Raw genomic sequence first — 18,804 nt, forward strand, 5'->3', positions numbered from 1 at the left:
TCAACAGCAGCGAAAACCGCCCTTGCCGTTACCGCCGTAGCGCGCTTCCTGACGATCGCGGAAAAACGCTTCGTAGTCCATGACCGGCTGATCGGGATGATTGGTCTTCATATGCTGGACATAATAATCATAATCCGGAATACCGACCAACATCCGGGCAGCCTGTCCCAAATACTTACCTGCCTGACCCAAATTTCCAAACATGCGGTATCTCCAGTGTAAAAACGCCCGCATAACCACCGGTTATGCGGGACAGGGCTTATGATGCCGTATCAGTGGCTGCTTGAGGTGATGATACCCCCTTCCGGCACGGCGACATACGCCGTTTCCTTATCCGTGCGCGCGGCGTTGCCGCGGGCTTTCAGCGCCGTTTTAATACCATAGAAGATTATGCTGTAGACAACAATCAGGAACAGGACGCTTAAGCCGGCATTGGTGTAGTTATTGACGACTATGTGATGCATGTTGCTAATCTGTTGTTCCGTTAGCCCGGCGCCCTGCTCGGCGATGCGGCGCTTGTACAGGCTGGCCTGGTACAGGAACCCTTCGAGCTGCGGATTCTGGCTGAACAGCTTAAGCCCCAGCGCCCAGGTGGTGCAGATCAGCAACCAAACCGCCGGCACCACCGTTACCCAGATATAGCGGGTGCGTTTCATCTTGATAAGCACCACGGTGCCCAATACCAGCGCGACGGCGGCCAGCATCTGGTTGGAGATGCCGAACAGCGGCCACAGGCTTTTTACCCCGCCCAGCGGATCGACCACGCCCTGGTACAGCAGATAGCCCCACAGGCCCACGCAGCCCGCGGTGCCCACCATGCCGGCCAGCAGCGAGTCGGTTTTTTTCAGGAACGGGACAAAATTGCCCAGCAGGTCCTGCAGCATAAAGCGGCCGGAACGCGTGCCGGCATCCAGCGCCGTCAGGATAAACAGGGCCTCGAACAGAATGCCGAAATGATACCAGAAGCCCATATCGGCGCCCGGGATGATCTTATTAAAGACATGGGCAATGCCCACCGCCAGCGTCGGGGCGCCGCCTGCGCGGTTAAGCACCGAAGGCTCGCCGATATCCTGCGCGGTTTGCATGATTTGCTCTGGGGAGATAACAAAACCCCAGGAGCTGACGGTGGCGGCCGCATGGGTGGTTACATCGCGCAGCGAGGACAGGATCAGCGGCGCGTCCGAGGTGCCGAGGCGATGCAGGTCGGGCATGGTGATGCCCAGCGCCGCCGGCGGGGTGTTCATGGCGAAGTACAGGCCGGGTTCGATAATCGACGCGGCCACCAGCGCCATGATGGCGACAAATGATTCCATCAACATCGCGCCATAGCCGATAAAACGGGTATCGCTTTCGCTGGCCAGCAACTTGGGCGTGGTACCTGAGGCAATCAGGGCATGGAAACCGGATACGGCGCCGCAGGCGATGGTAATAAACAGGAAGGGGAACAGCGCGCCTTTCCATACCGGGCCGGTGCCGTCGATAAACTGGGTCATCGCCGGCATCTTCAGGTCGGGATTGATGATGACAATCCCCACCGCCAGGCCGATAATCACGCCGATTTTCAGGAAGGTGGCCAGGTAGTCGCGCGGCGCCAGGATAAGCCATACCGGCAGCAGGGCGGAAACAAAGGCATAGCCAATCAGGGTGTAGGTAATGGTGGTGTCTTTAAAGGTCAGCGCCGGTCCCCAGTACGGGTCGTGGGCAATCACGCCGCCAAACCAAATGGCCAGCAGCAGCCCCACCACGCCGATAACCGACACTTCGCCCACCCGTCCGGGGCGCAGGAAGCGCATATAAATGCCCATGAACAGGGCGATGGGCACCGTCGAGCAGACGGTAAACACGCCCCACGGGCTTTCGGCCAGCGCTTTCACCACGATCAGGGCCAGCACCGCCAGGATAATAATCATAATCAGGAAACAGCCGAACAGGGCGATGGTGCCCGGAACCGGGCCCATTTCCTCCTTGATCATCTCGCCCAGCGACACGCCGTTGCGGCGCGAAGACATAAACAGCACCATAAAGTCCTGCACGGCGCCGGCGATAACCACCCCGGCCAGCAGCCACATGGTGCCCGGCAGGTAGCCCACCTGGGCGGCCAGTACCGGTCCGACCAGCGGACCGGCGCCGGCAATGGCGGCGAAATGATGGCCGAACAGGACGTTCCTGTTGGTCGGCACGTAGTTCAGGCCGTCGTTATTGACCACCGCCGGCGTCGAACGGGTGGGATCCAGCCCCATCACCCGGGTGGCGATATACAGGCTGTAGTAGCGGTAAGCCACCAGATAAACGGCCACGGACGACACCACGATCCACAGGGCGCTGACATGCTCGCCCCGGCGCAACGCCACGACGGCCAGGCAGCAGGCCCCGATAATGCCGATGATAAGCCAGGGGATATGCTTGAGGATATTATTTTTCATCTCGATGCGGTCTTCTGTTATAGGGTACATGTGCGCGTACTCTAGGCCAGAATGGATGAAAAAAGAGGCAAATTATTATTAAGCGGTCATATACGCGGGCGAACGGTTAAATAGCCCGGCGAACGGTCGGGCTTAGCCCCCGGCGCGGTCGCCCGGAGCCGGCGAAAAGTCACCCGACGCGCCTGGGGGCGGCGCCCAGCGTATGGTCCAGCAGCGCCAGGGCATGTTCAACGGAAGGCGCTGATAGCGAAAACAGCAGGCGATAAACCACCGGCGCCACCACCAGGTCAATCAAGGTATCGCTATCCACAATCGCCTCGCCGCGCGCCAGGGCGCGGTCGCGGATAACATCGAGCTGCTGGCGGATAAATTCCGCGCATTTCCCGGCGTTGCCCGGCGCGGCGCAGCCGAGGATATCGCGCATCATGGCCCGGCCGGTCTCGGAGGCCAATTCATCGATGTATTGTTCCAGCCACGCGCGCAGATCTCCCCGATACGACCCCGTATCACGCGGCTCGCCATCGGGACGCACCCGCGCCAGCGCGACATCGGATAATAATTGCGCCAGATCGCCCCAACGCCGGTAGAGGGTGGACGGCGTCACGCCGGCGCGGGCGGCGATGGCCGGCACCGTCAGTTCGCCTGGCCCTTCCTGTTGCTGTAATTCCCGTACCGCCCGGTGCACCGCCGCCTGTATGCGGGCGCTGCGGCCGCCGGGACGGACACCGCTTTTGTCAGCCATGGCTGATGACTCCTGTTCCTGCCAGAGGATGACCGCCGGCGTCCCAGGCGCGCCGCAGGGTACTGCCGCCCGGCACTAACGCAAAATATTTGCGTTAGTGCCGAGTATCCTCTAGGATGTATAAAAGCTAATAATTTGCGTTTATTATACGAGCACCGCCATGCCCAAATCAACCGTTACCGCGTCAAACCACACCGTCCCGGGCCGTTTCCAGCCTGATGTAGCCGCGGCGGTACATACCGCCACGCTGATAACCTTTTACGCCGCGTCCAGCGCCCCTACCCCGCTCTACCGGCTTTACCAGGTCTCGTGGGCATTCTCGCCGATGCTGCTGACCACTATCTACAGCGCCTATGCCCTGGCCCTGCTGGCGTCGCTGCTGAGCGCCGGCGCCCTGTCCGACTATATCGGCCGGCGTCCGGTCATCAGCCTGGCGCTGCTGCTGGAGCTGTCGGCCATGGGGGTGTTCCTCGGCGCCGCCGGCCCCGTCTGGCTTATCGTCGCGCGGGCGTTGCAGGGATTGGCCACCGGACTGGCGTCGGCGGCCCTGGGCGCGGCGCTGCTGGACCTGCATCATGAGCGCGGCGCGTTGACCAATAGCATTGCGCCGATGACCGGCATGGCCCTGGGGGCGCTGGGCGCCTGCGCGCTGCTTCAGTTCGCGCCCGCGCCGCTGCATCTGGTCTATGCCCTGCTGCTGCTGGTCTTCGCGGCCGAAGCGGCGCTGACCTGGGGCACGCCTGAAACCGCCGTGCGCCGTCATGGGGCCTGGGCCTCGCTGCGGCCCAGCGTGGTTATTCCCGCGCAGGCGCGCGGCGCCCTGCTGGCGGTAACGCCGGTCAATGTCGCCATCTGGATGCTGGGCGGTTTTTATCTGTCGCTGATGCCGTCTCTGATCGCCAAGGTTACCCACTCTACGTCGGTCTGGTTGGGCGGACTGGCGGTGGCGGCGCTGACGCTCAGCGGCGCCGCGGCGATTATGGCGGCCCGTGGCCGTACCCCTTTCGCCTCGTTGCTGGCGGGCGCCGTGATGCTGGTGGCGGGCGTGCTGGCGATCCTGCTGGGGGCCAACCATGGCATGGCATCGGTGCTGCTGGCCGGATCGGTTATCGCCGGCGTGGGGTTCGGCGCGGGTTTTCTCGGCGCGCTGCGCACGGTGATGGCGCAGGCCGCCCCCGCCGAGCGGGCCGGACTGATGGCCGCGTTTTATGTGGAATGCTATCTCGCCAACAGCCTGCCGGCCATTGCCGCCGGCTTCCTGGTGCGCCGCGCCGGCCTGCTGGCGACGGCCAATATTTACGGGACGGTCATCATCGCCTTATCGCTGGCGGCGATGGCGCTGGCGCTGGCCATCCGGCGGCGCAGCCGGATCATGCCGCGGCCGTCGTGCCCCGCAAACAGCTGATTGCGCCCGCGTCCACCGGCGCGCCCTTGTCCCGGCGCCTGCCGGCGGCAGGACGGCAAGGGCTATTTTTTCGTGCCCAGATAACGGTACACCACCGCGATATCCTGGGCGCCAAGACCCGCGTCCACCGCCTGGCGCCATACGCCGGCGATAGTGCGCAGGCCTGGCATGGCGCGGTTCCCCGCGGCGTCAAGGGCCAGATTGGCGTCCTTGAGCGCCAGCGACAGCTGCATTTGCGGCGTATAGTCGTCGGCCTTGATCATCGCGAGTTTGTTTTTAACATAGGGGGCCGCCAGCGGGCCGCCTTCCAGCGCATCCCAGAAATTATCCGGTGAAAATCCCAGCGCCTGCGCCAGATCGACGCTCTCCGCCACGCCCTGCATCATGGCAATCAGCCAGGCGTTGACCACCAGTTTCATGCGCGCGCCGGCGCCGGCGGCCCCCAGCCATTGCGTGCCCCTGGCGATGGCGGCGAATACCGGCTCGACGGCGGCGGCGCGCGCGCGATCGCCGCCGGCCAGCACGGTGATCTGCGCGTTTTCGGCCGGGGCCTTGGTGCCGGATACCGGCGCGTCGATAAACACCACGTCCGGACGCGCCGCGGTGACGGCCCGGTAAAGCTGGTCGGTGGACTCGACGCCGATGGTGCCCATCTGCGCCAGTACCGCGCCCGCTTTCAGAGCGGCGAGTATCCCGTCCCCGCCGGTGATCACCGCTTCGGTGGCCGCCGCGTCCGTGAGCATCACGATAACCACGTCGGCGTTCCCGGCCGCCTCCCGCGCGCAATCGCACAGCGTCATGCCCGCTGCCGCCAGATCCTCGCCGCGCCCGGGGGTGCGGTTCCAGCCGCGGACGGTAAAGTTTTTCTTAACCAGATTGGCCGCAAAAGCATGGCCCATGGCGCCCAGGCCGAGCACGGCAACGACGGGAAGCGTGTTCATGTTAACGATCCTTTTGTCTGCGATTTAGCATAACTTTACCAAGGTTAGCGCTTATCGGCAAAAACGGCGGCGCCGCGACGGTCATGGCGGGAGGACCGGCGCGGTGGTTATTTTCCCGCCAATAACAATTTAATATTTCCTTTAACAACCGTGAAAAGCATTTGCAACCCCGATAATTTGAATGATAATACCCACACAAAAAATAAGGCGTAAAGCACTCTCTCTAAGCGCAGCGCATAACCCGGCCCGTCACTGTAAATCCGGGTTTTGTTTCACGGAATTATAATGTGATACATGTCGTATTCAGGAGCGTTCATGCAATTCAGCAGACGGCAATTCTTTAAAATCTGCGCGGGCGGAATGGCGGGCACCACCGCCGCCGCATTGGGTTTTGCGCCGGATATCGCGCTGGCGGAGACCCGTCAATATAAGTTATTGCGCGCGCACGAGACCCGGAATAACTGCACCTACTGTTCCGTGGGCTGCGGTATATTAATGTATAGCCTGGGCGACGGCGCCAAAAACGCCAAAGCCGCGATTTTCCATATCGAGGGCGACCCGGACCATCCCGTGAGCCGGGGATCGCTGTGCCCCAAGGGCGCCGGCCTGGTGGATTTTATCCACAGCGACCAGCGGCTGAAATATCCCGAATACCGCGCGCCCGGTTCGAATACCTGGCAGCGCATCAGCTGGGAGGACGCCTACGAGCGCATCGCCCGCCTGATGAAGGCCGATCGGGACGCCAACTTCGTCGAGAAAAACGCCGCCGGGGTGACGGTGAACCGCTGGGTGACCACCGGCATGCTGTGCTCGTCCGCCGCCAGCAATGAAACCGGCATGCTTGACCAGCGCATCACCCGCGCGCTCGGCATGCTGGCCATTGATACCCAGGCCCGGCTGTGCCATGCCCCTACCGTCTCCGCCCTGTCGCCGACCTTCGGCCGGGGGGCCATGACCAATAACTGGGTGGATATTAAAAACGCCGACGTGGTGCTGGTGATGGGCGGCAACCCGGCCGAGGCCCATCCGGTCGGCTTTAAATGGGTGATGGAAGCCAAAACCAAGAACCATGCCCAGGTGGTTGTGGTCGATCCGCGCTTTAACCGCACCGCCTCGGTGGCCGATTTTTACGCGCCCATCCGCGCCGGCGCCGATATCGCCTTCCTGCTGGGGGTAATCAACTATCTGCTGAGCAATAATAAAGTGCAGATGGAGTATGTGAAAGCCTATACCAACGCCAGCCTGCTGGTGGGCGAAGCGTACCGTTTTGACGACGGCCTGTTCAGCGGCTACGACGCCGACAAGCACCGCTATGATAAATCCTCCTGGCAGTACCAGCTGGATGACAACGGCTTTGCCCGGCGCGACGCCACCTTAACCGATCCGCGTTGCGTCTGGAATATGCTTAAAGAGCACGTCAGCCGCTACACCCCCGCAATGGTAGCGCGCATCTGCGGCACTCCGCAGGCGGATTTCCTGAAGATTTGCCACATCCTGGGTGAAACCAGCGCGCCGGACAAAACCGCCACCATCCTGTACGCGCTGGGCTGGACCCAACACACCACCGGCGCGCAGATTATCCGCACCGCCGGCATGATTCAACTGCTGCTGGGCAATATCGGCATGGCCGGCGGCGGCGTCAACGCGCTGCGCGGCCATTCCAATATCCAGGGGTATACCGATCTCGGCCTGCTGTCCCTGCGCCTGCCCGGTTATATGGACCTGCCCTCGGAAAAACAGACCACCCTCGCCGACTACCTGGCGCAGGCGACGCCCAAGGCCCTGCTGCCGGATCAGGTGAATTACTGGAAAAACACGCCGAAGTTTTTTGTCAGCCTGATGAAAAGCTTTTACGGCGCCAACGCCACCAAAGACAACGACTGGGGTTTCGACTGGCTGCCGAAATGGGATCAAAGCTACGACGCCCTTAACTTTACGCAGATGATGAGCGAGGGCAAGGTCAACGGTTATATCGCCCAGGGCTTTAATCCGGTGGCGGCGTTTGCCGATAAAAATAAAGCCTCCGGCGCGCTGTCGAAACTGAAATACCTGGTCATCATCGATCCCCTGGCGACGGAAACCTCCAGTTTCTGGCAGCACCACGGCGAATTTAACGACGTCGATCCGGCCGCCATCCAGACCGAGGTGTTCCGGCTTCCCTCCAGCTGTTTTGCCGAGGAGAACGGCACCATCGTCAACTCCGGGCGCTGGCTGCAATGGCATTTCAAAGGCGCCGAGCCGCCGGGAGAAGCCCGTAACGACGGGGTGATCCTGGCGGGGATTTTCCTGCGCCTGCGCGCGATGTACGCCCGCGAGGGCGGAGCCAATCCGGCGCCACTGATGAATATGGCCTGGGATTATCACGATCCCGCTGACCCGACGCCGGAGGAATTGGCCCGCGAAAGCAACGGCCGCGCGCTGGCGGATCTGAAGGACGACCAGGGTACGGTTATCCTGAAAAAAGGCCAGCAGCTGGCCGATTTCTCGCAGCTGCGCGATGACGGATCCACCGCCAGTTTCTGCTGGATTTTCGCCGGCAGCTGGACCGAGCAGGGCAACCAGATGGCGCGGCGCGATAACAGCGATCCGTCGGGGCTGGGCTGCACGCCCGGCTGGGCCTGGGCATGGCCGCAAAATCGCCGCATTTTGTATAACCGCGCCTCGGCCGATGCCCAGGGCAAGCCGTGGGATCCGAAACGGGAACTGATCCACTGGGACGGCGCCCGCTGGACCGGGATTGATATTCCCGACTACGGCAACGCCGCGCCGGGCAGCGGCGTGGGTCCTTTTATCATGCAGGCCGAAGGCATGGGCCGTCTGTACGCCATCGATAAGCTGGTGGACGGCCCCTTCCCGGAACACTATGAACCGGCGGAATCGCCCATCGGCACCAATCCGCTGCACGCCGCGGTGATAATGAACCCGGCGGCGCGCCTGTTCGCCGCCGATCGCCTGCGCCTGGGCGTAGCCGCCGATTTTCCGTATGTCGCCACCACCTATTCCATTACCGAGCTGTTCCGCCACTGGACCAAGCATGCGCGCCTCAACGCCATCGTCCAGCCGGAGCAATTTATCGAAATCGGCGAGAAGCTGGCGGCAAGCAAGGGCATCAAGGCCGGCGACAGCGTCAAGATCACCTCCAAGCGCGGTTTTATCAAGGCCAAGGCGGTGGTGACCAAACGGATCCGCACCCTGCTGGTGGACGGCCGGGAAATCGATACCATCGGCATCCCCTGTCACTGGGGCTATGAGGGCACCACCAAAAAGGGATTCCTTGCCAATACCCTAACGCCCCACGTCGGCGAAGCCAATTCGCAGACGCCGGAATATAAGGCCTTTCTGGTCAATGTGGAAAAGGTATAGGGGATAGGACATGGCAATGCAATCACAGGATATTATCCGTAAATCCGCCACCAACGGTTTAACCCCCGCGCCGCGCGCGCGGGATTTCCAGGATCCGGTGGCCAAGCTTATCGACGTCACCACCTGCATCGGCTGCAAAGCCTGCCAGGTGGCCTGTTCGGAATGGAACGATCTGCGCGACGAGGTGGGCATCAACGTCGGCGTCTACGACAATCCCCTCGACCTGAGCGCAAAATCCTGGACGGTGATGCGCTTTTCCGAGGTGGAACAGGACGGCCGGCTGGAATGGCTGATCCGCAAGGACGGCTGCATGCACTGCGCCGACCCGGGCTGCCTGAAGGCCTGCCCGGCGGAAGGGGCTATCATCCAGTACGCCAACGGCATCGTGGATTTCCAGTCCGAGCACTGCATCGGCTGCGGCTACTGTATCGCCGGCTGTCCGTTCAACGTACCGCGTATCAATCAGCAGGACAACCGCGCCTACAAATGCACGCTGTGCGTTGACCGCGTGGCGGTGGGCCAGGAGCCGGCCTGCGTCAAGACCTGCCCCACCGGCGCCATCCATTTCGGCAGCAAAGAGGATATGACCACCCTGGCGGCGGAACGGGTGGCCGAGCTGAATACCCGCGGTTTTCATCATGCCGGCCTGTATGATCCGGCCGGGGTCGGCGGCACCCACGTCATGTATGTGCTGCATCACGCGGACCGGCCGCAGCTTTACCACGGCCTGCCGGACAACCCGGCCATCAGTCCCGCGGTCACCTTCTGGAAAGGGGTATGGAAACCGCTGGCCGCCGTCGGCTTCGCCGCCATTTTCGCCGCCACGGTATTCCATTATGTCGGGGTGGGGCCGAACCGCGCCGAAGATGACGATAACCATCAGCATGACGAACCTGATCACGAACAGGAGCCACGAAAATGAAACAGCAACAGCGGATTGTGCGCTACAGCGCGCCGGAGCGGATCAATCACTGGATCGTGGCGTTCTGCTTTGTCCTGGTCTCGCTCAGCGGCCTGGGCTTTTTTTTCCCCTCGTTCAATTGGCTGATGAATATCTTCGGCACGCCGCAGTTGGCCAGGATCCTGCATCCGTTTGCCGGGGTGGTGATGTTTTGCGCCTTTATGCTGATGTTCCTGCGTTACTGGCGGCATAACCTGATCAATCGCGATGATATCTACTGGGCAAAGAACATTCATAAAATCGCCCTTAACCAGGAAGTCGGCGACACCGGGCGGTATAATTTCGGCCAGAAATGCGTGTTTTGGGCGGCGATTATCAGCCTGGCGCTGTTGCTGGTAAGCGGCGTGATGATCTGGCGGCCCTGGTTTGCCGGGTATTTCCCCATCCCGCTTATCCGCGCCGCCCTGCTGGTGCATTCGCTGGCGGCGGTGGGATTGATTATGGTGATTATGGTGCATATCTATGCCGCCCTGTGGGTCAAGGGCACCATTACCGCTATGGTGGAAGGTTGGGTGCCGGCGGCCTGGGCGAAAAAACACCATCCGCGCTGGTATCGCGAGCTGCAGGAAAAAAACGCCCTGGCGGCGGCCAGCCGCAAGGAGGGGCGCTGATGGCAATCCATATCGTGCCCGAACACCGCTTATCCGCCCGCCAGATAGCCGCCACATCGGCGATCAGGCCGCTGCTGGCGGCCGACCTGCCGCGTCTGTATCAACAGCGCGCCGATCGGCTGCTGCAGTTGGCGGCGGATCACCCGTTCGGTGATTACCTGCGTTTTGCCGCCGGCGTGGCGCGGGCGCAGCGCCGCGTGCTCGAGACCCGGCCGCTGGCGGACGGGGTTAATCCGCCCGCTGCGGCTGAAGGCGCGCTTGCGCTGGATGCGGCGACGTTTGCGCGCACGCCGCAGTGGCGCGACATGCTGCGGGCGCTCATCGCGCTGCTGCTGCCCGACGCCGCGCCCGCCGTGCGCCAGGCGCTGGACACTCTGTCGTCGCTGCCCGACAGCATGCTGGAGGCCGAGGCGCAGGCACTGCTGAGCGGGGATTTTGCCCGGGCGGACAGCGCCCGCGCGCCATTCGTATGGGCGGCCCTGTCGCTGTACTGGGCGCAGATGGCCGGGCGGATCGGCGGCCAGGCCGTGGCCGACGGCGGCCGGCGGCAATATTGCCCGCTCTGCGGCACCGCACCGGCGGCAAGCGTCATCCACGGCAAAGGCGGCGTACCCGGCCTGCGCTACCTGCACTGCGCATTGTGCGAAAGCGAATGGCATCTGGTGCGGGCGGTGTGCAGCAGCTGCGAGCAGACCGACGACCTGGCCTACTGGTCGCTGGACACTACCCAGGCGGCGGTAACCGCGGAAAGCTGCGGTCATTGCCGCAGCTACCTGAAAGTGATCCGCCAGGATAAGGAGGCCTGCGCCGAAAGCCTGGCCGACGATCTGGCCTCGGTTATCCTGGATGCCAAACTGGAAGAAAAAGGCTTTAGCCGCAGCGGCATTAATCCGTTTTTATTCCCCGCCGGCTAAAACGCCTCCCGTCCCGCGTGTTGCTTTAGCGCCGCGCGCGCGGGGTGTCTGTTCTTTACGGGACGGACGCCTTGATACCGCATGACGACGATAATTGGCGCGCCGGGGCAATCAGCCGGGTGTTGCCGAACCGGCGTCTCCTTCTGCTATAGTGGATTTATTCTGCGATGACCGTCAGTCCAACGTGAGAAGAGCCGCTTATGTCAAACAACTTCCATTCCCTCTACCAGCATGGTTTTGCCCGCGTGGCGGCCTGCACCCTGCCCTGCGCCCTTACCGAGCCGTCGGTCAACGCCCGCGCCATAGCCGAGACCGCCAATGGGCTTGACGCCCGGGGCGTGGCGCTGGCCATTTTCCCCGAATTATCACTGTGCGGTTATTCCATTGAAGACCTGCTGTTGCAGGATGTGTTGCTGGACGCAGTGGAGCGTGCGGTGGCGGAACTGCTCGCGGCTACCGCCGGCCTGACGCCGGTGCTGGTGGTGGGCGCGCCGCTGCGCCACGCCGGGCGCGTCTATAACACCGCGCTGGTGCTGCACCGCGGCCGCCTGCTGGGGGTGGTGCCTAAATCCTACCTGCCCACCTACCGGGAATTTTATGAACGGCGGCAGTGCGCGCCGGGGGATATGGCGCGCGGCACCCTGTCATTGGCCGGCCAGGAAGCGCCTTTCGGTCCCGATCTGCTATTCAGCGCGCGGGATGTGCCCGGCTTCGTGCTGCACGTGGAGATTTGCGAGGATTTCTGGGTGCCGATCCCGCCGAGCGCCGAAGCGGCGCTGGCCGGCGCCACCGTGCTGGCCAACCTGTCCGGCAGCCCGATCACCATCGGGCGCGCGGATACCCGCCGCCAGCTGTGCCGTTCACAATCCATGCGCTGTCTCGCCGCCTATTTGTATGCCGCGGCGGGCACCGGCGAATCCACCACCGAAGTGGCGTGGGACGGCCAGTGCGTGATCTATGAAAACGGCAGCCTGCTGGCGGAAACCGAACGCTTCGCCGTGGCAGGGCAGAGCGCGGTGGCGGATATCGATCTGGACTTGCTGCGCCAGGAACGAATGCGCATGGGCACCTTTGACGATAACCGCCGTACCCACGAAGCGCGGGTCGGCGCGTTCCGGCGGATTTCATTCGACCTGGCGCCCGTCGCCCGCGATATCGGCTTCGAACGAAGGGTGGAGCGTTTTCCCTTTGTGCCCGCCGACCGGGAACGGCTGGCCCAGGACTGTTACGAGGCCTATAACATCCAGGTCGCCGCCCTGGCGCAGCGCATCACCGCCACCGGCATTAAACGGCTGGTGATCGGCGTCTCCGGCGGTCTGGATTCCACCCAGGCGCTGATTGTGATCGCCAGGGCGGCGGACCGGCTCGGGCTGCCGCGCGAAAATATCATCGCCTGCGCCCTGCCCGGCTTCGGTACCAGCGCCGGCACGCATAACAACGCCGCAAGCCTTATCAACGCGCTCGGCGTCACCCACCGTGAAATCGATATCCGCCCCGCCGCGCAGCGCATGCTTGAGGATCTGGGCCATCCCTTTGCCCGGGGCGAAAAGGTCTATGATGTGACATTTGAGAACGTACAGGCGGGTTTGCGCACCGATTACCTGTTCCGCCTGGCCAATCACGAAAACGGCATGGTGGTGGGCACCGGCGACCTGTCCGAAATGGCGCTCGGCTGGTGCACCTACGGCGTCGGCGACCAGATGTCCCATTACCATGTCAACGCCGGCGTGCCCAAAACCCTGATCCAGCATCTGATTCGCTGGGTTATCTCGTCCGGCCAGTTCGAGGCGCCGGTCATGGCCACGCTTGAGGCCATTCTGGCGACGGAAATCTCGCCGGAGCTGGTGCCCGCCGACGACGCCGGCGAGTTGCAAAGCACTGAATCCCTTATCGGCCCTTACGATCTGCAGGATTTCAGCCTGTTTTATACCCTGCGCTACGGCTTCCGGCCGTCAAAAATCGCCTTTCTGGCGCTGCACGCCTGGGGGGATGCCGCCGCCGGCGATTGGCCGCCGGGTTTCCCGCAGGAGAAACGCCGCGCCTATCCGCTGGCGGAAATACGGCGCTGGCTGAAAGTGTTCCTGGTGCGCTTTTTCACCCTGAGCCAGTTTAAGCGCTCGGCCTCGCCCAACGGACCGAAAGTCACCGCCGGGGGCAGCCTGTCGCCGCGCGGCGACTGGCGCGCGCCGTCGGACGGCAACGCCCGAATCTGGATTGAGGAGCTGGAGGCGCAAGTGCCGGAGCAATAAGACGACCAGAAGATTTGGCTCAACTGACGGCCGGCAATCTTCCGCCATGTCAGCGACGGGGATCCGCCTGAACACGATGCCGGCTTATGCCGGCATAAAAACATGTCGGCGCCGGTTTGCGCCGTCCTTCTCATTCACGCGACGCCATGCGTTAATTCAGCTACGCTTATCTCCGCTCTGGTCAAGTCCGCGCCACGCGAGTAATGTGAAATCATTAGACCCTGCTGGTATACGGGCGCGCATCGCATTTATTTTTTTCCATTAGATCCAGGCTGGAGATTTAAACATGACCGAGAACAAAGCCACCCTCGCGCTTGACGCGCAACGTTCCATCGAACTGGATTTCAATGCCGGTTCGTATGGCCCCGCGGCCCTGGATATCAGCCCGTTTCGCCAGGAAGATCTCTACACCTACGACCCGGGTTTCGTGAATACCGCCGGCTGCGAGTCGGCCATCACCTATATCGATGCGCGCAACAGCATCCTGCTGCACCGGGGTTTTCCGGTCGACCAGTTGGCCGAGCACTGCACGTTTCCCGAGGTCTGTTATATCCTGCTGCACGGCCAGGCGCCGTCCAGGGACGAATATGACCGCTTTACCGAGTCCATCACGCGCCATACCATGATTCATCAGCAGATGACCCGTATGCTGAGCGGCTTTCGCCGCGATTCGCATCCCATGGCGCTGATGTGCGCGGTGGTGGGCGCGCTGGCGGCGTTCTATCACGATGCGCTGGATGTGGGCAAGCCCGAGGACCGGGAACTGGCGGCGCTGCGGCTGCTGTCGAAAATGCCCACCGTGGCGGCCATGTGTTATAAATATTCCATCGAGCAGCCGTCGGTCTATCCGCGCAACACGCTGTCGTACACCGGTAACTTCCTGCATATGCTGTTCGCCATCCCGGCGGAAAAGTACGAGGTGAATCCCGTGCTTGAGCGGGCCATGAACCGCATCCTGATTTTGCATGCCGACCATGGCCAGTGCCCGTCCACCACCACGGTCAGGACGGCGGGATCCTCCGGCGCCAATCCTTTCGCCTGCATCGCCGCGGCCCTGGCGTCCATGTGGGGACCGCTGCACGGCGGCGCGAACGAAGCCTGTATGCGCATGCTCGAGGAGATAAGCACCGTCGACCGCATCCCGGCGTTTGTCAACCGGGCGAAAGATCGCCACGACTCCTTTCGCCTGATGGGCTTCGGCAATTCCATCTATCACCATTTCGATCCCCGGGCCGCCATCCTGCGCAAAACCTGCCATGAAGTGCTCAATGCGCTGGGCATGGAGGACAACCTGCTGCAGGTAGCCATGGAGCTGGAGCACATCGCGCTGACCGATGCCTTTTTCCTGGAAAACAAACTTTACCCCAGCGCGGATTTCTACACCGCCCTGATCCTCAAGGCCATGGGGCTGCCGTCGTCCATGTTTACGGTGATTACCGCCGTAGGACGCACCACCGGCTGGATTGCCCATTGGAATGAAATGCACAGCCAACCGCTGAAAACCTGCCGGCCGCGCCAGGTCTATACCGGTGAGGAACGCCGTGATTTTGTCTCCAAACTCTGACGCCGGCGACGCGCCGTCCGTGGCCGGCGCCCTCGCTACCCTGAATCCAGAACAGCGCCAGGCGGTGGTCACCACCGAAGGCGCGTTGCGGGTCATCGCCGGCGCCGGCACCGGCAAAACCCGCACCCTGACGGAACGTTACTGCTACCTGGTCTCGACGCTTGGTATCGCGCCCAGGAATATCATGTGCGTGACCTTCACCAACCGGGCGGCCAATGAGATGAAGCGGCGGGTGCGCGCCGTGCTGGGCGATCGGGATCTCGGCACTATCTGCACCTTCCACGCCTTCTGCGTACAGTTGCTGAAAGAAGATATCCATCTGCTCAACTATCCGCGCAACTTTATTATCCTCGACATGGAAGACCTGAAGCAGATCCTGCTGAAGATTTTCGCCGATATGGGACTGACGCTGCGCGACACCACCGTGAAACGCACCCTGGACGAGGTGCTGGAAGCCAAAAAACTGTATGCCACCACCTATATCGACGATATTTATCAGCTCGACAACGAACAGCTGAAGGCGCGCTTTGCCGATGCCCGGGATCGCGACGAGGAAATCTTCCTGCGCTACCTGTATGAGCAGAAGAAATGCTTTGGCTGCGATTTTAACGATCTGATTAATTTCGCCACCTGGATCCTGGAGACATTTCCCGCCGTGCGGCAAAAATGGCAAAACCGGATGCAGTACGTCATGGTGGACGAGTTCCAGGATGTCAGTAAACGGCAGTACAAGCTGGCCAGGCTGCTGGCGGGCAGGCACGGCAACCTGTTTATCGTCGGCGATCCCGACCAGACCATCTATTCCTGGCGCGGTTCCCATCTGCGCCTGTTCCTGGATTTCGACAAGGCGTATCCGGGGGCGGAAACCATCGCGCTCGGCACCAACTATCGCTCCACCCCGGAAATCCTGGCCGCCTCCAACTGCCTGATTGAAAAGAATGAGGTCAGGTTTCCCAAGACGCTGCACGCGGTGAAGCCCGGCGGCTGGCGGCCGCGCTATTTTCACGCCAAAAGCGATAAGCTCGAAGCGGAATGGATCGCCGGCGAAATTACCCGGCTGCGCAATACCGGCGTGCCGCCAAATCATATCGCCGTTCTGTACCGCGCCCATTACCTGACGCGCGCCCTGGAGGAACGGTTTATCGACCGCGGCCTGCCCTACAAAATATTCAGCGGTATCGAGTTTTATGGCCGGCGTGAAATCAAGGATGTGATCTGCTATCTGCGCATGGTGACCGCCGGCGACGACGTGGCCTTTCTGCGCACCGTAAACGTGCCGGCGCGCAAATTCGGTAAAAAACGACTGGAAACGCTGGCCGCCTATGCCGAGGCCCGCAGCCTGTCCCTGTACCAGGCGCTGAAGGAAAACCTGGACGCGGCGCTGTTGACGGGCACCGGGGTCAGGCAATATGTGGCCGCCATCGAACAGGTACGGGCGCAGCGCGCGGGGTGGTCGCTGGGCAATACCCTGCAGACGCTGCTGGATTTGAGCGGCTATGAGGCTTTCCTGCGCCTGCAGGGCGATCAGGAGCGGCTGGATAACGTGGCGGAGCTTAAACGCGCGGTGCAGGCCGCAGGCGAAGACGAAGAGGCGACGCTCGAGGACTTCCTGGCGCGGATTGCGCTGTTTACCAGTCTGGATAATGAAAGCAAGACCGACACGGTAAAGCTGATGACCATTCACGGCGCCAAGGGTATGGAATTCCCGTATGTGTTTGTCTGCGGCCTGAACGAAGGGGTATTTCCCGGGCGCAAGATAAGCTCCGCGCAAGAGATGGAGGAGGAGCGCCGCCTGGCCTATGTCGCCATGACCCGCGCCATGGACGGGCTGTATCTGAGCGACTCGGAAGGGGTGGCCAATGACGGTATTTTCAAATATCCGTCGCGGTTTATCTTTGATGCCGGCAGCGAGAACGTGGCGTTTGATGTTCCGCTGGATCAGGCGCTGATGAGCGGCGGACACAATGTGATGACCGCGGACGCGGCGTTGCCCGCCGCCGGCGCGTCCCGCTTTCGGGCGGGTGATCGGGTGTCCCATGGCGTCTTTGGCTGCGGCACTGTTATCGCGGTGGACGGGTATGAAAGCGCCTATTCCATTAAATTCGACGGACTGCCCACCGAGCGCAGCATCCAGTTCGGCGCGCCGCTGATCCGGCTGGAATAACGCCGGCGCAAGCCGGGCCAGAGGGTCTGGGCTACACTGAATAATGAAATAGATTTTTATTGCAAAAGGAGTGCAATGTTGGACTACGCCGAAGAACAATTTCCCCCAAGACACACCCAACTGGTAGCGAGCGATCGGCAGGTCTGGAACTGGGCGCAAAACGCCACGCTAGGCCCGCGCGCGAACGTACGCCGGCCGGGGAGCGAAGCGGAACTGCAGACGCTGGTCGCCGATGCGCGCGGTAAAATCAGGATCATGGGCAGCCGGCTGTCCACCGGCAGCCTGCTGCGCGCCGACGGGCCGCAGGATATGCTGCTGGATGCCGGCCAAATGCAGGGGCTTATCCACTCGACCGCGGATACGGTCACTTTCGCCGCGGCCACCACGCTGCAGCAGGTTTATCAAACCCTGACGGCGATGGGCCGCATGCTGCCCTCCTCCCCCGGCGTTATTGCCCTGCAAACCCTGGCCGGCGCCATGGCCACCGGCACCCATGGGCAAGGACTGGGGCAAAGCTCCATCGCCGATGAGGCGCTGCATATCCGCATGGTGCTGGCCGACGGCAGCATCGCCGGCTTTGATCGCGATCACCCTTATTTCGGCGCCGCGCAACTGGCGCTTGGCGCCCTGGGCGTGGTGACCGAAGTCACGCTGCGCACGATACCGGCGACGCTGTTCACCTGTTTCAAAAGCGCCTGCGGCGCCGGCGAGCTTGAATCCCTGCTGTACGATTGGAATGAAGGCTATCCGCTCAGCAAGGCGTGGTGGTTTCCCGAGGAGGACAAAGTCCACGTCTGGTCCGCCCGCGAGGCCAATGACGCCGAGGGAAAACGCTACCGGGAAAACGGCTGCCGCACCCTGTCGCTCTCCGCCGGCGATCAATCGATGAACGCCACGGTGGAGCGCACGCTGGGCCATATGCGTACCGATACCAAAATCCGCGGCCGGGATGGCACGCCGTTTAAAACCGTGGCGCGTTTCAAGGATTTTTCCGACATTACCGGCGACGTCTACCAGCTGTTTTGTCGCGGTATCGCTACACCGCAAATCAATATTGAAATCGGCATCCCGTTTCGCCGCGCGGGCGAGGTGATCCAGAAGATAAAACGCTGGTACCGGCAAACGCACCCCCATATGCATTACCCGGTGATCCTGCGCTGTACCGGTCCCTCGAGCGCATGGCTCAGTCCCGCACATGGCGAAGCCACCTGCTTTTTTGGTTTTGTGGTGTATTACGCCGAGGACGGCACCCTGTCGCGGGACGGCGTGCATTTTCTCAATGAAGTGGAGAAATTGCTGGCAAACGAAGGGGGACGGCCGCATTGGGGAAAATATTACCATCCCGCCCTTTATCAGTGGCGCGAGCGCTATCCGCGCTGGGAACAGTTCCGCCAGGTGAAAGCCGCCCTCGATCCGCACGGGAAATTCACTAACGCGCTTATCGCGGATCTCTTCACGTCATGACCG

General features: G+C 62.1%; 13 protein-coding genes. 9 read left to right on the forward strand and 4 right to left on the reverse strand.

The window, feature by feature from the left end; all coding sequences use genetic code 11:
• The 3 genes from ACL2XM_RS12830 to ACL2XM_RS12840 form a co-directional block, all read right to left on the reverse strand.
• Positions 1–204: a YbdD/YjiX family protein gene (locus tag ACL2XM_RS12830; RefSeq protein WP_331120216.1), complete on the reverse strand. Its 204-nt coding sequence runs from the start codon at positions 202–204 to the stop codon at positions 1–3.
• 68 nt (positions 205–272) lie between these two features.
• Positions 273–2,423 (reverse strand): carbon starvation CstA family protein, encoded by a 2,151-nt coding sequence (locus ACL2XM_RS12835; RefSeq protein ID WP_410015663.1) that lies wholly within the window; start codon positions 2,421–2,423, stop codon positions 273–275.
• A gap of 169 nt (positions 2,424–2,592) precedes the next feature.
• The gene (locus tag ACL2XM_RS12840) at positions 2,593–3,165 is read right to left on the reverse strand and encodes a TetR/AcrR family transcriptional regulator (RefSeq protein WP_410015664.1); all 573 of its coding nucleotides are present in this window, start codon (positions 3,163–3,165) and stop codon (positions 2,593–2,595) included.
• Between the two features lie 160 nt (positions 3,166–3,325).
• Between ACL2XM_RS12840 and ACL2XM_RS12845 the strand changes: the two genes are divergently transcribed.
• Positions 3,326–4,570 carry an MFS transporter gene (locus tag ACL2XM_RS12845; protein WP_413733087.1) on the forward strand — a complete coding sequence of 415 codons (1,245 nt, stop codon included), beginning with the start codon at positions 3,326–3,328 and terminating at the stop codon, positions 4,568–4,570.
• 62 nt (positions 4,571–4,632) lie between these two features.
• Here the strand turns inward: ACL2XM_RS12845 and ACL2XM_RS12850 are convergent, their stop codons facing one another.
• The gene (locus ACL2XM_RS12850; RefSeq protein ID WP_413733088.1) at positions 4,633–5,511 is read right to left on the reverse strand and encodes an NAD(P)-dependent oxidoreductase; all 879 of its coding nucleotides are present in this window, start codon (positions 5,509–5,511) and stop codon (positions 4,633–4,635) included.
• Between the two features lie 315 nt (positions 5,512–5,826).
• On the opposite strand from ACL2XM_RS12850, the gene fdnG reads away from it, so the two are divergent.
• From fdnG to ACL2XM_RS12890, 8 genes are all read left to right on the forward strand, one after another.
• The gene (gene fdnG, locus ACL2XM_RS12855; RefSeq protein WP_413722479.1) at positions 5,827–8,874 is read left to right on the forward strand and encodes a formate dehydrogenase-N subunit alpha; all 3,048 of its coding nucleotides are present in this window, start codon (positions 5,827–5,829) and stop codon (positions 8,872–8,874) included.
• 10 nt (positions 8,875–8,884) lie between these two features.
• Positions 8,885–9,796 (forward strand): formate dehydrogenase subunit beta, encoded by a 912-nt coding sequence (gene fdxH / locus ACL2XM_RS12860; RefSeq protein WP_410015668.1) that lies wholly within the window; start codon positions 8,885–8,887, stop codon positions 9,794–9,796.
• Positions 9,793–10,446, forward strand: a complete 654-nt coding sequence (gene fdoI, locus ACL2XM_RS12865; RefSeq protein ID WP_413722478.1) for a formate dehydrogenase cytochrome b556 subunit — start codon at positions 9,793–9,795, stop codon at positions 10,444–10,446. Before fdxH ends, fdoI begins: the two co-directional genes overlap by 4 nt.
• Positions 10,446–11,360 carry a formate dehydrogenase accessory protein FdhE gene (fdhE, locus tag ACL2XM_RS12870; protein WP_413733089.1) on the forward strand — a complete coding sequence of 305 codons (915 nt, stop codon included), beginning with the start codon at positions 10,446–10,448 and terminating at the stop codon, positions 11,358–11,360. Before fdoI ends, fdhE begins: the two co-directional genes overlap by 1 nt.
• A 200-nt stretch (positions 11,361–11,560) precedes the next feature.
• Positions 11,561–13,609, forward strand: a complete 2,049-nt coding sequence (locus ACL2XM_RS12875) for an NAD(+) synthase (RefSeq protein ID WP_413733090.1) — start codon at positions 11,561–11,563, stop codon at positions 13,607–13,609.
• 286 nt (positions 13,610–13,895) lie between these two features.
• Positions 13,896–15,173 (forward strand): citrate synthase, encoded by a 1,278-nt coding sequence (locus tag ACL2XM_RS12880; RefSeq protein ID WP_413733092.1) that lies wholly within the window; start codon positions 13,896–13,898, stop codon positions 15,171–15,173.
• The gene (locus ACL2XM_RS12885) at positions 15,157–17,337 is read left to right on the forward strand and encodes an ATP-dependent helicase (RefSeq protein ID WP_413733094.1); all 2,181 of its coding nucleotides are present in this window, start codon (positions 15,157–15,159) and stop codon (positions 17,335–17,337) included. Before ACL2XM_RS12880 ends, ACL2XM_RS12885 begins: the two co-directional genes overlap by 17 nt.
• A gap of 75 nt (positions 17,338–17,412) precedes the next feature.
• Positions 17,413–18,801, forward strand: a complete 1,389-nt coding sequence (locus ACL2XM_RS12890; protein ID WP_413733096.1) for a D-arabinono-1,4-lactone oxidase — start codon at positions 17,413–17,415, stop codon at positions 18,799–18,801.
• Positions 18,802–18,804: the final 3 nt, after the last annotated feature.

It is taken from the genome of Sodalis sp. RH20 (assembly GCF_047324205.1).
GTDB lineage: Bacteria > Pseudomonadota > Gammaproteobacteria > Enterobacterales > Enterobacteriaceae > Acerihabitans.

Excerpts from the sequence above, each read along its gene's own strand:
- ACL2XM_RS12875 (WP_413733090.1), top strand. The coding sequence starts at position 11,561 with ATGTCAAACAACTTCCATTCCCTCTACCAGCATGGTTTTGCCCGCGTG.
- ACL2XM_RS12890 (WP_413733096.1), top strand. The coding sequence starts at position 17,413 with ATGTTGGACTACGCCGAAGAACAATTTCCCCCAAGACACACCCAACTG.
- fdhE (WP_413733089.1), top strand. The coding sequence starts at position 10,446 with ATGGCAATCCATATCGTGCCCGAACACCGCTTATCCGCCCGCCAGATA.
- ACL2XM_RS12840 (WP_410015664.1), bottom strand. The coding sequence starts at position 3,165 with ATGGCTGACAAAAGCGGTGTCCGTCCCGGCGGCCGCAGCGCCCGCATA.
- fdoI (WP_413722478.1), top strand. The coding sequence starts at position 9,793 with ATGAAACAGCAACAGCGGATTGTGCGCTACAGCGCGCCGGAGCGGATC.
- ACL2XM_RS12850 (WP_413733088.1), bottom strand. The coding sequence starts at position 5,511 with ATGAACACGCTTCCCGTCGTTGCCGTGCTCGGCCTGGGCGCCATGGGC.
- ACL2XM_RS12845 (WP_413733087.1), top strand. The coding sequence starts at position 3,326 with ATGCCCAAATCAACCGTTACCGCGTCAAACCACACCGTCCCGGGCCGT.
- fdxH (WP_410015668.1), top strand. The coding sequence starts at position 8,885 with ATGGCAATGCAATCACAGGATATTATCCGTAAATCCGCCACCAACGGT.
- ACL2XM_RS12835 (WP_410015663.1), bottom strand. The coding sequence starts at position 2,423 with ATGAAAAATAATATCCTCAAGCATATCCCCTGGCTTATCATCGGCATT.
- fdnG (WP_413722479.1), top strand. The coding sequence starts at position 5,827 with ATGCAATTCAGCAGACGGCAATTCTTTAAAATCTGCGCGGGCGGAATG.
- ACL2XM_RS12830 (WP_331120216.1), bottom strand. The coding sequence starts at position 204 with ATGTTTGGAAATTTGGGTCAGGCAGGTAAGTATTTGGGACAGGCTGCC.
- ACL2XM_RS12880 (WP_413733092.1), top strand. The coding sequence starts at position 13,896 with ATGACCGAGAACAAAGCCACCCTCGCGCTTGACGCGCAACGTTCCATC.